The organism is Finegoldia sp. BIOML-A4, from assembly GCF_009679635.1.
In the GTDB taxonomy this organism is placed as follows: Bacteria; Bacillota; Clostridia; order Tissierellales; family Peptoniphilaceae; genus Finegoldia; species Finegoldia magna.
This window is the reverse complement of the sequence record NZ_WKZC01000009.1, coordinates 12,355-26,418: the sequence shown is the minus strand read 5'-3', so window position 1 is coordinate 26,418 and position 14,064 is coordinate 12,355. Positions and strand designations below refer to the sequence as shown.

General features: G+C 30.5%; 16 protein-coding genes. 1 reads left to right on the top strand and 15 read right to left on the bottom strand.

Annotated features, from left to right (window positions below; all coding sequences use genetic code 11):
• Window positions 1-132: 132 nt before the first annotated feature.
• The 6 genes from GKG01_RS07200 to GKG01_RS07175 all read right to left on the bottom strand — a co-directional run bounded on the left by GKG01_RS07200 (window position 133) and on the right by GKG01_RS07175 (window position 6,666).
• On the bottom strand, window positions 133-1,326 hold the full coding sequence (locus tag GKG01_RS07200) for an FprA family A-type flavoprotein (RefSeq protein ID WP_154271951.1): 1,194 nt from the start codon (window positions 1,324-1,326) through the stop codon (window positions 133-135).
• A 22-nt stretch (window positions 1,327-1,348) separates the two neighbouring features.
• Complete coding sequence (locus GKG01_RS07195) at window positions 1,349-2,176, bottom strand: ATP-binding protein (protein ID WP_094203397.1); 828 nt, start codon at window positions 2,174-2,176, stop codon at window positions 1,349-1,351.
• Complete coding sequence (locus GKG01_RS07190) at window positions 2,151-2,984, bottom strand: MBL fold metallo-hydrolase (RefSeq protein ID WP_154271950.1); 834 nt, start codon at window positions 2,982-2,984, stop codon at window positions 2,151-2,153. Before GKG01_RS07190 ends, GKG01_RS07195 begins: the two co-directional genes overlap by 26 nt.
• Before the next feature lie 99 nt (window positions 2,985-3,083).
• The gene (locus tag GKG01_RS07185) at window positions 3,084-4,310 is read right to left on the bottom strand and encodes an O-antigen ligase family protein (protein ID WP_154271949.1); all 1,227 of its coding nucleotides are present in this window, start codon (window positions 4,308-4,310) and stop codon (window positions 3,084-3,086) included.
• A gap of 182 nt (window positions 4,311-4,492) precedes the next feature.
• Window positions 4,493-5,482, bottom strand: coding sequence for an ornithine carbamoyltransferase (gene argF / locus GKG01_RS07180; RefSeq protein ID WP_154271948.1), 990 nt, complete (start codon window positions 5,480-5,482; stop codon window positions 4,493-4,495).
• A 2-nt stretch (window positions 5,483-5,484) separates the two neighbouring features.
• On the bottom strand, window positions 5,485-6,666 hold the full coding sequence (locus tag GKG01_RS07175; protein WP_094203393.1) for an arginine deiminase: 1,182 nt from the start codon (window positions 6,664-6,666) through the stop codon (window positions 5,485-5,487).
• A 138-nt stretch (window positions 6,667-6,804) separates the two neighbouring features.
• Between GKG01_RS07175 and GKG01_RS07170 the strand changes: the two genes are divergently transcribed.
• On the top strand, window positions 6,805-7,308 hold the full coding sequence (locus GKG01_RS07170) for a GNAT family N-acetyltransferase (RefSeq protein WP_154271947.1): 504 nt from the start codon (window positions 6,805-6,807) through the stop codon (window positions 7,306-7,308).
• A gap of 73 nt (window positions 7,309-7,381) precedes the next feature.
• Here GKG01_RS07170 and GKG01_RS07165 read toward each other — a convergent pair whose 3' ends face one another.
• From GKG01_RS07165 to GKG01_RS07125, 9 genes are all read right to left on the bottom strand, one after another.
• The gene (locus tag GKG01_RS07165) at window positions 7,382-7,855 is read right to left on the bottom strand and encodes a hypothetical protein (protein ID WP_154271946.1); all 474 of its coding nucleotides are present in this window, start codon (window positions 7,853-7,855) and stop codon (window positions 7,382-7,384) included.
• Window positions 7,856-7,977: 122 nt separating this feature from the next.
• On the bottom strand, window positions 7,978-8,967 hold the full coding sequence (locus GKG01_RS07160) for a bifunctional glycosyltransferase family 2/GtrA family protein (RefSeq protein WP_154271945.1): 990 nt from the start codon (window positions 8,965-8,967) through the stop codon (window positions 7,978-7,980).
• A 17-nt stretch (window positions 8,968-8,984) separates the two neighbouring features.
• Entirely contained in the window at window positions 8,985-9,218 is a 234-nt protein-coding gene (locus GKG01_RS07155) for a DUF951 domain-containing protein (RefSeq protein WP_154271944.1), read from the bottom strand.
• On the bottom strand, window positions 9,202-10,041 hold the full coding sequence (locus GKG01_RS07150; protein ID WP_154271943.1) for a mechanosensitive ion channel domain-containing protein: 840 nt from the start codon (window positions 10,039-10,041) through the stop codon (window positions 9,202-9,204). Before GKG01_RS07150 ends, GKG01_RS07155 begins: the two co-directional genes overlap by 17 nt.
• 3 nt (window positions 10,042-10,044) lie before the next feature.
• Entirely contained in the window at window positions 10,045-10,299 is a 255-nt protein-coding gene (locus GKG01_RS07145; RefSeq protein WP_154271942.1) for a DUF3343 domain-containing protein, read from the bottom strand.
• Window positions 10,299-10,880, bottom strand: a complete 582-nt coding sequence (gene yedF / locus GKG01_RS07140; protein ID WP_094205400.1) for a sulfurtransferase-like selenium metabolism protein YedF — start codon at window positions 10,878-10,880, stop codon at window positions 10,299-10,301. The genes GKG01_RS07145 and yedF overlap by 1 nt, the downstream gene beginning before the upstream one ends.
• A gap of 2 nt (window positions 10,881-10,882) precedes the next feature.
• Window positions 10,883-11,845 (bottom strand): hypothetical protein, encoded by a 963-nt coding sequence (locus GKG01_RS07135; RefSeq protein ID WP_154271941.1) that lies wholly within the window; start codon window positions 11,843-11,845, stop codon window positions 10,883-10,885.
• Window positions 11,838-13,376 (bottom strand): chloride channel protein, encoded by a 1,539-nt coding sequence (locus tag GKG01_RS07130; RefSeq protein ID WP_241684759.1) that lies wholly within the window; start codon window positions 13,374-13,376, stop codon window positions 11,838-11,840. The genes GKG01_RS07135 and GKG01_RS07130 overlap by 8 nt, the downstream gene beginning before the upstream one ends.
• Window positions 13,376-14,050, bottom strand: coding sequence for a hypothetical protein (locus GKG01_RS07125; protein WP_154271940.1), 675 nt, complete (start codon window positions 14,048-14,050; stop codon window positions 13,376-13,378). Before GKG01_RS07125 ends, GKG01_RS07130 begins: the two co-directional genes overlap by 1 nt.
• Window positions 14,051-14,064 lie beyond the last annotated feature (14 nt).

The following is a 14,064-nucleotide window of genomic DNA, read 5'->3' as shown; positions in this document are numbered from 1 at the left end:
TATACCCATATTTGTTCAATAATAACACCAAAAATCATTTTTTTGGTTTTTTTGATAATTATTATTAATTTAACACATTTTATAAGCTAAAAAAATAGAACCAATCAAATTAATGACTGGCTCTGAAGTTTATTATTTAATTTTCGCTGCAATTTCTTTTGCCATTTGTTTTAGACCTTGATCGTCTTCATCTTTCATACGACCTTTAGCTTCTACAACAGTTTCTGTTGTTTCAAAGTTTCCTTCTTCAACAAATTGTTTTAGATTTTTGACAGCGCCACCGCTCCATCCGTAAGATCCAAATACAGAAACTACATGATTTTTTAATTTTTGCATTTTCAATACGTTCAATAAATTGCTCATCACAGGATATACAGTGTTGTTATATGTGCAAGAACCTAATACTAATGATTTCTTTTCCCAGCAATTAGAAAGTATATACGATTCATGAGTTTTACTTACATCAAATACTTCAATGTTTCTAACACCTTCAGCTGCTAAGTATCTAGCCAATTGGTCTGCCATCAATTCAGTATTTCCATACATTGATGCATAAGCTATTACAACTCCTTCATTTACTTCATAAGTTGCCCATTTTGTATAATCTTCAACGATTTTTGAAGGTTGTTTTCTCCAAATACAACCATGAACAGGACAAATTGTTTTGATTTCAAGTGAAGATAATTTATTAATAGCACGTACAGCCATTTGTGAATACTTTCCAACGATATTTGTGTAATATCTTCTGAATTCTGTTCTTCTAACTTCGTAATCTAATTCGTCATCAAATATTGCTCCGTCATTAGTTCCAAATCCACCGAAAATATCTTGTGAGAATAAAATCTTATTTTCAGCATCGTAACTAACCATTGATTCTGGCCAGTGAACCATTGCTGTTAAATAGAATGTTAGTTTTCTATCTCCTAAATCTAATTCGTCGCCTTCTCCAACTTCGATAAAATGGTCAGAATCAATTTCAAAATAATCATTTAACATTGATCTTGTTTTCTTGTTTCCTACGATTTTTAAATCTGGATAAAGGTCTAAAATTTGTGGAATTGAACCTGAATGATCTGGTTCTATGTGATGAATTACCAAATAATCTAATTTTCTATCTTTTAAAATAGCTTTAACGCTATCGACAAATTCATCACTTTTGCTGACTTTTACAGTATCCATCAAGCAAGTTTTTTCGCCTGTAAGTAAGTAAGAATTGTAAGCTACTCCATAAGGCAATGGCCACATGTTTTCAAAATATTCTGTTTGTCTGTCATTTACACCCAAGTAATATAAATTTTCTTGGATTTTAATTGGTTCTGTTCCCATATTTCCTCCTATAAATTAACAATTATAAATCATTTTCACCGTAAGTATCCAAAAAGTTATACTTTTCTCCATTATATTCATACCCAAGAATTCTGGATACATCAACATTTTCACTGGATTTAAATATAGAATTTTCTACATTTGTAAATCCTCTATCCGACAATTCTGCAATCAAAAGTTTGATTTGTTTCCTCATTGATCCTTCTGTTTTCTTAGTTACAGAACAAGCGCAGTCTAAAGCTTTTAATCCCGAATAATTTAACCAACTTTTTACAGATTCTTCTCTAATTAAATACATTGGTCTGATAAGTTCAATCCCTTCAAAGTTATTAGAGTGAAGCTTTGGCATCATAGTTTTATAATTTCCAGAACACAAAACATTCAATAAAATAGTTTCAATCACATCATCAAAGTGATGTCCCAACGCCATTTTATTGCAACCAAGCTCTTTTGCTTTGGAGTAAAGCGCACCTCTTCTCATTCTCGCACACATATAGCATGGATTGTTAGATGAAATTTTCTCACTAACACTAAATACATCGGTATCATACATGTGATAAGGAATGTTAAGTTTCTCAAAATTTTCTTTTTCAAGTCTAGTGTTTTCTTCGCTATATCCTGGATTCATCGCTATAAATTCAAGGTCAAAATTATTCATTCCATGCTTTTGAAGTTCTTGAAATAATTTTGCAAGAAGCAGACTATCCTTGCCACCACTCATACACACGGCTATTTTGTCTCCATCTTGAATCAAATCATATTCTTTTATGGCCTTTATAAACTTCGACCAAATGTGTTTTCTATATTTTTTTATAATTGCTCTTTCAACTTCTTGTACAGTTCTTTGCATATATCTCCATTTTTTCTAAATCTACTATGTTACTAGGGCTATATCTTTCAGCTACTTCTAAACTCACAGCTTCTCCAACATCAAGTCCCAAACTCCTCAAATAATCTTCAACAGTACTTAGTGCTTTTCTTGGAGTATTATTCTCCTTACTCAAATGCGCTAATTGAATAACTTCGTGATTTCCTCTTAGAATATCTCCCAATAAGTACGCACACGAATCATTGGACAAATGTCCGTAATCTGACAATATTCTTTGTTTTAACGCCGGAGGATAGCTTCCGTACTTTAGCATATCGACATCGTGATTTGCTTCAATAAAAAAAAGATTCGAATCTTTAATTTCTTCATACACGCTATCTTCGATAATTCCAGTATCAGTAACTAAAGAAATTTTCTTGTCGTCCTTGCTAATCACATAACCACAACTATTTGCGCTATCGTGACTAGTTTTAATTGGTAAAATATCCAAATCTTTGAAATTAATGTGTCTATTATTTTCGAAGATATAAATATTTTTATCATTTATTTTTCCAATTTTGTTATCCATTGCATACCAAGTTTCAGTATTTGCGATAATTGGCAAATCGTATCTTCTACTCAACACGCCAATTCCTTTAATGTGGTCTGCATGTTCATGAGTCACAAAGATTGCATCTAATTTACTTGGGTCTACATTTATATATTTAAGTAGGTTTTCAATAGTTTTACCACTAAAACCTGCATCGATTAATATTTTGGAGTGTTCTGTCTCTATATATTCGCTATTTCCACTTGAACCGCTAGATAACGAACAGAATTTAAAACTCATTCAAAATCCTCCTTATTTACTATTATAATTGATATTGGGTTTTTTTTAAAGTAAAAAAGATAGTCGGCAAATTTTACCAACTATCTTGAAGTTTTTGTTTTATTTTTCGTAAATATTTTTTGTATTAAAAGATTTCTTATTCTTAAACAAACTTAATTCTGTAACTGGAACAGTTGATAATTCACCAACTCCTACCACAAATGTTAAAAATATGAACGAAGTTTGTGTCCAAAATATTGTAACATCCACCATACTGTGAATCATAACCATAATTATCATTGAAACAATCATTTTAGTGTATTTTTTTGAATACAAGCTTTTGATTTCTTTGAACAATTGACAGATAATTGGAACCAACAATCCTGCTCCTATCAATCCAAAATTAACCAAAATATCCAAATACAAATTGTGCGAATGAAGAATTGCACGATTTCTTATTGTAGCGTAAATATTGTGTATTCCTAGTGGCCCAACTCCTATTACAAAATTCTTCTTGAAAGCTTCAATAGCACTAATCCAAATAGATTTTCTAAGTCCCATATCAAAACCAATTTTGTCTATTCTTGGAATCAAATCCATTCTTCCAGCGGCAACAATTCCAACAAAAGCAAGTACAAATAAAGAAATAATCGCAATAGTATACTTTCTTTTTTTCATCATAATCGTAAGAGCAAACACCGATATGAAACTAGCAAACATCGCTCCTCTTGAATCTGTGATTAATAAAGTTAAAACGCTTAAAACCCCAACCACAAGAGAAAATAATCTTTCAAATGATTCTGTCGAAAAATATTTGTACGCACTGATTATCCCAACCAAAGAACAAACCATAGCATAATAATTTGCATTGAAAAAGAATGTTCCAACAGTAGTTCTATTCTCACTGATGTATTTCATAAATTGAGCGTAGTTGAATGAATTGTTCTTCAAAATTATCGAATACTGAGTCAATGTTATCAAAAAACAAAACGATGCAAACAACATTATAATTATCATACAGTCTTCCATAAATTGTTCTGTCATATTTTTCCTGATAAAGAGCACAAATACGAAAAGCACAAACATTCCGACTGTCGCAAGTATTCCATAAGTATTGTTGAACACAATGCTAACTACTAATGAATAAACAGCGAAGATCAATCCAAACACAGACAGATTAGTCTTGTCAAAAATTTCCTTGAATTTATTTTGATACACAAAATAAAACATATCCACTATCAAAACGCCGATTCCGATATAAAACGGCATAAACATTGCAATAGCGGTCAACAGAATAAATTTTTGATCTGTAGTGTAATCCAATATTCTATTGTAAAAACTTTTCATATTTCACCTCTCATTCGTATCATTACTTATATAATATCAAAAATTCGTTATAATATACGTTTTTTGACAAATCGTAACTATTGACGATGACAAGATATTTTATCAAAGATTTTAGAATTTTGCAATATTTTGCAATAAAAAATGAGAGATAACCCAAAAGCTATCTCTCAAAAATCTAAAATTTATTTATTGCCGATTGTTTCTACCATAACTGCTTTGATAGTGTGCATTCTGTTTTCAGCTTCATCAAATACTTTTGAATATTTGCTGTAGAATACTTCATCAGTTACTTCCATTTCTGACAAGCCAAATTTTTCGTGGATTTCACGACCAACTTTAGTTTCTAAGTTGTGGAAAGATGGTAAGCAGTGTAAGAAAATTACGTTAGGATTTTCAGTCATTTCGATTTTCTTCATATCTACTTGGTAATCTTTAAGCAAGTTGATTCTTTCTTCGAATTGAGCTTCTTCACCCATTGATACCCAAACGTCAGTGTAGATTACATCTGCACCTTTTAGGCTATTGAAATCATCTGTAACTGTGATTTTAGCACCAGATTCTTTGGCAATTTCTTGAATAGAGTTCATCATTTCGTTTGATGGATGTAATTCTTTTGGTGCAAGATTTACAAATTCCATACCTAATTTAGCAGCTCCAATCATTAAAGAGTTTGCCATGTTATTTCTACCATCACCAACATAAACGAATTTAACTTGGTCTAAGTTTTTGTGGATGTTTTCTTTTACAGTTAAAAAGTCTGCTAAGATTTGTGTTGGATGATAAATATCAGTTAAACCATTCCAAACTGGAACTGAAGAATATTTTGCTAATTCTTCTACAGTTGCATGGTCAAATCCTCTAAATTCGATACCATCGTAGAATCTTGATAATACTAAAGCAGAGTCTCTTACAGATTCTTTCTTACCAAATTGGCTATCATTCATACCTAAGAATGTTACATTACCACCTTCATCGTGGCAAGCTGTTTCAAATGAACATCTTGTTCTAGTAGAAGTTTTTTCAAATAACAAAACAATGTTTTTGCCCTTTAAAGTTTCTCCTACAATACCCATTCTTTTCTTTTCTTTTAATGCAGCACTTACATTTAGTAAATGTTCGATTTCTTCTTTAGTGAAATCTTTTAAAGTTAAAAAATCTCTTCCTTTTAACATAATTACATCTCCCTTTCAAATGGCATACTCATACATCTTGGACCCCCACGTCCTCTAGATAATTCGCCTGATTTAATAGTTCTTATATTTACATCAGCTTCTTGTAGCAAGCTGTTTGTAACATTGTTTCTGTCGTAAACAATAACAGTATTTGGTGCAATCGCCAAAGTATTTGAACCGTCATTCCATTGTTCACGCATTTGATCTATTGGATTAGTTCCACCACATCTTATAATTTTTACATTATCAACGTGTAAATTTGTAGATAAAATTTCTTCTAATGAACCTTTTTGAACTTCTCTTTGTAAAGTATTATCTTCAAGATACAACTTTTCAACATACAAAGGTCCTTCGATTAGTGGGTGAACCGTAAAAATTCCCTTATCAATCATTGTAAACACAGTGTCCAAGTGCATAAATTCTCTTTTATTAGGAATTTTGAAAGACAAAACAAATTTAAAATCTGATTTTTCTAATAAATTCTTAGCGAATTTGTCCACACTTTCTTTTTGTGTTCTTTGAGAAATACCAACAGCTACACATTCGCTGTTTAAAATTAAAATATCTCCACCTTCGATAGAAGTGTCTTCTGTTCTATCGTAGATCTTTTCAATATCGTTGAATCTAGAATTATAAGTGAAAATGTATTTTGCATAAAGCGTTTCCCTATTTCTAGTTTCTGACCACATTCTGTTGATACTTACACAATTTCCCACAAAAGAAAATGGGTCTCTTGTGAAATACAAGTTAGGCATTGGATTAACAGCTAAAAGTCTTCCGCTTTCGTCGTTAATACCGATTTCATCTAATCTAACTCCTGCCATAGTTTTAAGTATCAATTCTTTCTCATCTGAAATATTTGTAAGTAAATCTCTTAGTAAATTGATTTCATCTGCGGATTTATTTCCCGATTCTTCAAGGAAATCTTCGATAAATTGTTTTCTAACGTCATCTTGTTTAATGGATTCTGCAGCCAAATCTTCTAGGTATAATACTTCAATACCTTCATTACGCATAGTTTCACAGAAAAAATCATGTTCTCTGATAGCATTTTCCAAGTAAGGAAGTTCATCGAACAATAGCTCTTCCATAAAATCAGGAGTCAAATTGTTTAATTCTTCTCCCGGTCTGTGAACTATTACAGATTTTAACTTATCAATCTCAGAGTAAATATTTGGTTTCAATATGTTGCCTCCTTAACTGATTTCCACATAAAATTATAACACATTTACAATAAAAATTAACACAAAAATATCGAAATTTTTTTAATATTAAAATACTTTTTGAAATATGATAAAATTTTATATAAAATGAGGTGACAAATGATTATTAGACACGCAAATAAAACTGATTTGATTGATATAATGGTAATAATAGAAAATGCCAAAATATATATGAAAGAAAACAAAATAAATCAATGGAGCGAAAATTATCCTAATGAAGATGTCTTCTTAACTGATTTGAAAGAAAATAGATTATATGTAGCAGAAATAGATAAAAAAGTTTTAGGAATGGCTGTGTTGGTTTTGGATGGAGATGCTGATTACAAAAACATCGATGGAAAATGGCTAGTTGATGGAAAATACGGAGTAATTCATAGAATAGCAGTAAATCCAGATTACAAATCACAAAATGTAGCCAAAAATTTATTGGATTTCTTTGAAGATAAATTAAAAGAACTAAACTACGATTCAATAAGAGTGGACACTCACAAAGACAACAAATCCATGCTAAGATTTATTGAGAAAAACGGATTTCAGAAATGTGGGATAGTTTATATAAGAAAAACAGACGAGAGAATAGCATTCGAAAAACTACTGAAATAAAATAAAAATAGCAAACCATTGGTATGAGGATTGTCCCTAAGATGGTTTGCTATTTTTTATTATATGTTCAATTTTAAGTATCAATTTCTGCAAAATACAAAGTATTAGTTTTTGTATCGTAGACCGCAAGTGTAAAATTTAAAGATGAACGTTTTAAAATATTTTGACTCTTGTCTTCTTGTCTGTCAATTAACATATAATAACCTTCCGAAATTTCTGGAAAAAGCGATCTGGAATTATGATCCGTCACATAAGATGATGTTTTTTCATCTCCATACATCAAAGTTTTCGTTGTTTTATCCAATGGAAATTTCTTCCAGTTACTATCCGGTTTTATCCGATTCAATGTATCGTTGCTATCAAATTCAAATGTTATAAATCTTGTCCCATCTCCCATTGCTCCATGATCATCGTATTTCATGATTTGATTTGCTTTAACTAATTTTAAGTTAAGTTCATCAGACACTCTTGATTTGTCACTTTGCGCACAACTTACCATTAATAATGAAATGATAATCGCAAATAACAAATATCCAATTTTTTTCATAATAATCTCCTTTCAAGATTATTATACAACAAACCTAATACAAAAAAATCTACAAAATTTTAAAGATTTGCACTAAAAAAGCACTTCTATTAAAAATTCTATAATTTTTTCTATTAAAAGTGCTATTTGAATATTATTCTTTTTTGAATGTTGTAGCTTACTATGAACATCAAAGCTTCAGTTATGATTTTTGCCACAAAAACTTTAATTCCTAAACCTGACAAAATTTTCAACACAATAGTATTCAAAGCAAGTATGAACACTACTAATGTCACGTATTTGATGTATTTTTTTAGGATTTTATCTTTATTTTTGAACACGTATTTGTTATTCACATAAAAGTTAAACGTGCTTGACACTGCCCTTGCTATTATATTGGACAACACCAAACTTTGTACGTCTAATTTGTAAACTAACAATAAAAAAGTAAAATAATCCACCAAAAAACTCAAATAACTTGACGCCGAAAATTTCAATATGCTTTTGTAGATTTTGACTGAATCTTTTAGTGCATTAAAATGACTTGTTTCATTATTTTCTATATAAATAGTTTCGATAGGAACTTGCATTATGCTTTCAGAATCGAATTCGTAAAGCATATTCATTTCGTATTCGTATCTTTCTCCTTCGATTCTTATCATTTTATCAAGTTGAGATGTATTAAAAGCTCTGAGTCCCGTTTGCGTGTCCTTGATGTATTTCGATGAACTAGAATAAAATACAAATCTTGTGATTGTATTGCCTAACAGAGATTTAAGAGGGATTCCTCTTTTCAAATCTCTAACTCCCAGTATCAACTTATCCTTGTTTTTCTCAGAGTAATCTATTAATTTCAGAATATCTTTAACCAAATGTTGTCCATCTGCATCACTTGTAACCACAGTCCCTGACGCTTGTTGTGCTTTCAAATATTTGAATGCAGTTTTAAGTGCAGCCCCTTTTCCCATATTTGTTTGATGCTCAAGAAGAACTATATTATTAAGTTTTGAAAAATCATATTCGCACGGACCGTCTTTAACCACAATTATATTGAGGTGGTTTTTGTTTAAATTTTCCACCAATTTTGTTAGTTTTTCATCTGGTTTGTACGCTGGTATTACAACGTAATTCATAATTCTCCTATCGTTTTTTATTCGCCATCTTCTGGTTCATAATGAACTATGGATACAAATTTGCCATTTTTATCTTGAATTTTTCTGATTCTCTTGTTGAATTCCAATCTGGTAAGCCACACTATTTTATCGCAACCCAAGCATTTTAATTTAATATCAGCTCCAGTTCTCAGAATTTTCCATTTATTTTCTCCACAAGGATGGCCTTTTTTTAATGTTATAATATCATCTACTTTATATTTCATCTTCATCACCTGCTACAAAATAACAATTCAAATCCATTGATTTTGATTTTGCTTTTTCTATGAATTTTTTGATAATTTCTCTTTGATACAAGTATTGAGATTCTGGTTTACAACTACCCCAAATCGTAATAGTCATGGAGTTTTTGTCCATTTTTGTAACGCCTATTAGCTCTGGTTTTTTTACAATATCTGAATACTCATCTACCAATTCATTAGAAATTTCATCTATGATTTCAGTATATTGATCCAAACTGTACTTGATTGGAACTTCCATTTTAACTTCAATTCTTTGATTTTCTTTGGATAAATTAGTCACAGTGTTGATTTGACCGTTACTAATCAAATGAATAGCTCCGTCAAATCCTCTTATTTTTGTAACTCTAAGTCCCAATTCTTGAACGTTACCTTCAATTCCATTTATAATCACATGGTCCGTGACTTTGAATTGATTTTCAAGAATCAACGCAAGTCCACTGATTACATCTCTTATTATAAATTGTGCACCAAAACCAATGGCAACCCCACCAATACCAGCAGTAGCCAATATCTTATCTGTTTTTACTCCAAACAAATCTAGTACATGGACTACACAGAAAAAATAAATTATATATTTGATGGTATTGTTCAACAGTTTGGTAACTGTGATTTGTCTGCCTTCAATAGATTTTCCCTTTTTCATTAATAACTTATCGAAGCTTTTAGTTAAAATGCTTACGACGATTTGCGTAAGCACGATAATTAGCAGGGATAATAAAATCTTGGCCAACAAATTTAGTTGACCAGCAGAATTATAAAATATTTGATTGAACTTTTCAATATGAAATAACATGAATTATTCTTTTACCTCATTTACAAAAATTACTCCATCTACTTTAAGATACGACCATATCTTAGCGATTGGAAGTTCTTTTTTCAATGCAACCATCTCATCTTTTTTATCTGGATCCAACATAATAGCCAATCCACAGCTTTCAGAAATTTCCCTTGGAGTAGGGATAGTTTTAATATCGTATCCCATACTCACAAGTTTACTTTCTGTCATCATTGTAAAATTAACTGATGTAAAAGTTAGTAATATTTTTTCCATTATCTTATAATTACATTTCTGTCTGCTTTTGATAAAGTATCGTAAATTACATACATGTTAGTAACTTCGCCTATCAAAAGTTTTTCTTTTCTGTCGTAGAAGTCCAAACAAGCGCCACAAGTCATAATCTTTGCACCCTTTTCTTCGATTCTCTTTAAATCGTCGATAACTTCTGAGCCTTCAGTTGTCAAATGTATTCCGTAGTTGAAGAATAATAATGTACTTGGTACTTCGTCAGCTTCTGCTACAGAATAAATGTATGATTTAATAAGTGATTTGCCTAATTTTTCATCTCCATCACCCATTTTATCGCTTGAGAATGCTAAAACTAAATTACCGTTAGTTTCTTCAACCTTCTTTTCTGCTCCTTTTTCTTTTACAATAGTAGTTTCAAAGCCATAATCAGTTTCTACATAACTGAATTCGAAACCTTGACCATTTGCGTATTTTTGTAAATTTTCAACACAGTACATGTCGTCAACTTGTGTCTTAACTGTACCTTCTTCTAATTCATCAAATACATTTTTTGTCATAATAATTGGTCTTGGACAAACTTGTCCTCTTGCATCTACAATTTCCATAATTACCTAATCCTTTCTATTCTGTTATTAAATACTAAATAAAAATCATCTTCTCCTGTAATTGATTTAAGATCCGATGCTTTATATTCCACTAGTTTGGAATCCTCAAACATAAAATACCCATTTTGGTTATATAATATGCAGTTTTTGTCATTAGAATATATTTTAAGTGAATCATCTATCTTAGATTGGCTCACCAATTTCAAATCCTTATCGTAAATTAAAAGTTCCCCATTTTTTGTAATTACATATACATTTTTATCTGAAACCCCAACATCTTTTGTACCGTCGAATGATTTCGATTTTGTAATTTTAGCTTTGTCAAAAACTTTGATGTACCCATCAAATACTACGATTAATTTGCCATCGACATATTTCATTCTAAAAATCGGCTTATCGATGAAAATATTTTTGTAAACGAGTCCCTTGTCATCGTACATGTAAATCTTAGAAAAAATTCTTCCATCACGCTTTCCTATCGTGCTAAAAGCATAATTTGATTTATCCGATACTATCAAGCTAGATACTTCGTCTTTCATCTCAAAACTTTCCAAAATTTTCATATTATTAACAATTGAAAATTCATTTTGTGTATCGACAATAATATGGTCTTTGTTTGCAAAAATATAAGAAATATCAGACTTAAAAGATAGCTTCGAATTCACCTTTCCTTTTGTATTATATTGCAACAAATCCTTTTTATCAATCAAATAAAGAAATTTGCCATCAAAATAATAAGGCTTTTTGTCGTCGTAATCTTGTTTTAGAATTAAGTTTTCATTTTGGTACATCAAAATCTTGTTATCGTAGTGAGTTACTACGTAATTTTTCTTCAATACGGTGCTATTTCCAGTGTTAATATTGTATACATTTTTTTTAGAAAACATCATCACTGCCAAGACACATACAAGAATAGCGACAACTGCAAGTAATATATAGTTCAAGTTTTCTTTTATTTTATCCATTATTTTCTCCAAAAACTTCAAGAACTTTCATTCTAGTATCATAAAGTTGTTCATCTTTTACTAAAACAGTGACGATATCTCCTGTTTTCAGTACACTATCTCCATTTGGAACGTATTTTTCGCCATTTGAATCCACTTCTGCAATTAAAGCATCTTTTGGAAATTCAATATCTTTGATTTTTTTATTGGAAACACAATTTTCATATCCAAGTTTTATATCAAACATTGTGAATTTATCATTAACACCTTTTCCAACAACTCTTTTGTTCAACATTCTCTTTAATAAAATATCGTAAATTGGTTCGAAATTTAAAGCCATGCATATAAAATATGCCATGATTGAACAAAATGCCAACCCCAATAGATGTGTCATATTTCCATTTAATTCCAGTACCAACACAACACTCAAAAGAGGACTTCTAACAACAGCTGTTAGAACGCAAACCATAGAAAGCACAACAAAATTTGACAAATAAACATCTTGCACAACTCCGAAAGCACTCATTAAATTAAAATAAAATAATCCTGTAATTCCACCTAGAACCAAAACCGGCAAGAAAATACCACCTTGAGTTCCAGTTGCATAAGATGTTGATGTCATAAACATTTTAAATAACAAAAGTATTATCAGCAATAAAAATGAATTGTAATTGTGTGCTGCCATGTTTTCTATAAATGAATGTCCGCCACCTAAAATATCTTTGTAGAATAATCCAACTACAGATACAAACGCAAAAAATATCGCTATTTTCAAATCTTGTTCAAGCTTAATTTTCGCAAATACATCTTGGAAAAACGTGATTGAATAATTAAATAATTTCCCAACGGCACAGCAAAGTATAATCATTGGAAAAATCAACAAATAATATTTTGTTGGCAGTACATGAGTCATTCCAAAAGAAAACACTGGTTTGATTTTGAATATTCCAACAGCTATGACATCAGCAACCACCGCTGCTGCAAAACTTATTGCAACTACTTTTTTTGAAAAAGATTTATGAAGTTCTTCCAATATGAAAACAAGACCTGAAATCGGTGCTGAAAAAGCAGCTGAAAGACCCGCAGCAGCTCCTGCAGTTAAATACAATTTCTCATCCGTTTTGCTTTTTCCAAATTTTTCTGATAGCCACTTAGCACTACTAGCTCCCAATTGAATTGAAGGGCCTTCTCTTCCCAAAGAAAGTCCCACTAATGAGGCAATTGCTCCTCCTACAATTTTGGAAACAGTAACTCTAAAACTATTTTGATTAAAAGCTCCGATAAGTTCTCCTTGAACTTGAGGAATACCACTACCACCAGAAAGTGGAGCCCATTTAAGTAATTTGCTAACCACAATTCCTAGGACAAATGATACTGCGATAATTAAAATAACTCTTGAAAAACTGTTGTTAGAATAAACGGCATTTCTAACCACTTCTAATTTACTTAACAAATATCTGTAAAAGACAGCCAGTCCACCTGAAAATACTCCGATGGATAAACTTGCTAAGAAAAGCGACATAGAAGAGCCTATTTTAAACTTTTTTTTCATTAAATAATCACGCTTTCTAAAAATTCTCTAAATCTATCGATATTATATGTAACGGAAATATACGTTTCAATTCCCTCTCCTTCAATCAAATTATTTTCTTCATCAATTTTTAAATTTGTTTGTGCATAAATAAAATGATCTTTTTTGGAGTATGCGTACAACAAGAACAAATCTTCAATTAGTTTTTCTGATGATTCATCAAACATTTCATTCAAAATATCAGTATAATCATTCTTGTTAAATGTGTCATTTGTAATCATAAACACACTTTTACCATTTAATACATTCAAATCGCTGTTGTCTGATTTTACGTATTTATCGTACATGAAAATATCATCTAATGATTCAAGAGTCTCAGTGTTTTCCGTAAAAAATTCTGACAAATATTTCATGTTAGAGAAATTAAGCAAATCAATATTTTTAAAATCACCTAAAAATCTTGATAATACGACATCATTTTCACTCATAAAATCTTTCAAAAATACAACTTCTACATCCCAATCCAAATTATCCATCAAATCTAGAACGTTATTATTTACATCAGATTCTATTGTAATTAAAGATATTTCAAAAATTTCTATATTATATAAAATTACGAGTAAATCCATAGCTTGTGTACTAGATTCAAAATTCACCCACAATTTTTTATAGTCTTTTTTATTAAAATTTTCCATATTTTACATTTATC

Coding starts and splice junctions, on each gene's coding strand:
- GKG01_RS07200 (WP_154271951.1), bottom strand. CDS start 1,326: ATGGGAACAGAACCAATTAAAATCCAAGAAAATTTATATTACTTGGGT.
- GKG01_RS07195 (WP_094203397.1), bottom strand. CDS start 2,176: ATGCAAAGAACTGTACAAGAAGTTGAAAGAGCAATTATAAAAAAATAT.
- GKG01_RS07190 (WP_154271950.1), bottom strand. CDS start 2,984: ATGAGTTTTAAATTCTGTTCGTTATCTAGCGGTTCAAGTGGAAATAGC.
- GKG01_RS07185 (WP_154271949.1), bottom strand. CDS start 4,310: ATGAAAAGTTTTTACAATAGAATATTGGATTACACTACAGATCAAAAA.
- argF (WP_154271948.1), bottom strand. CDS start 5,482: ATGTTAAAAGGAAGAGATTTTTTAACTTTAAAAGATTTCACTAAAGAA.
- GKG01_RS07170 (WP_154271947.1), top strand. CDS start 6,805: ATGATTATTAGACACGCAAATAAAACTGATTTGATTGATATAATGGTA.
- GKG01_RS07165 (WP_154271946.1), bottom strand. CDS start 7,855: ATGAAAAAAATTGGATATTTGTTATTTGCGATTATCATTTCATTATTA.
- GKG01_RS07160 (WP_154271945.1), bottom strand. CDS start 8,967: ATGAATTACGTTGTAATACCAGCGTACAAACCAGATGAAAAACTAACA.
- GKG01_RS07155 (WP_154271944.1), bottom strand. CDS start 9,218: ATGAAGATGAAATATAAAGTAGATGATATTATAACATTAAAAAAAGGC.
- GKG01_RS07150 (WP_154271943.1), bottom strand. CDS start 10,041: ATGTTATTTCATATTGAAAAGTTCAATCAAATATTTTATAATTCTGCT.
- GKG01_RS07145 (WP_154271942.1), bottom strand. CDS start 10,299: ATGGAAAAAATATTACTAACTTTTACATCAGTTAATTTTACAATGATG.
- yedF (WP_094205400.1), bottom strand. CDS start 10,880: ATGGAAATTGTAGATGCAAGAGGACAAGTTTGTCCAAGACCAATTATT.
- GKG01_RS07135 (WP_154271941.1), bottom strand. CDS start 11,845: ATGGATAAAATAAAAGAAAACTTGAACTATATATTACTTGCAGTTGTC.
- GKG01_RS07130 (WP_241684759.1), bottom strand. CDS start 13,376: ATGAAAAAAAAGTTTAAAATAGGCTCTTCTATGTCGCTTTTCTTAGCA.
- GKG01_RS07125 (WP_154271940.1), bottom strand. CDS start 14,050: ATGGAAAATTTTAATAAAAAAGACTATAAAAAATTGTGGGTGAATTTT.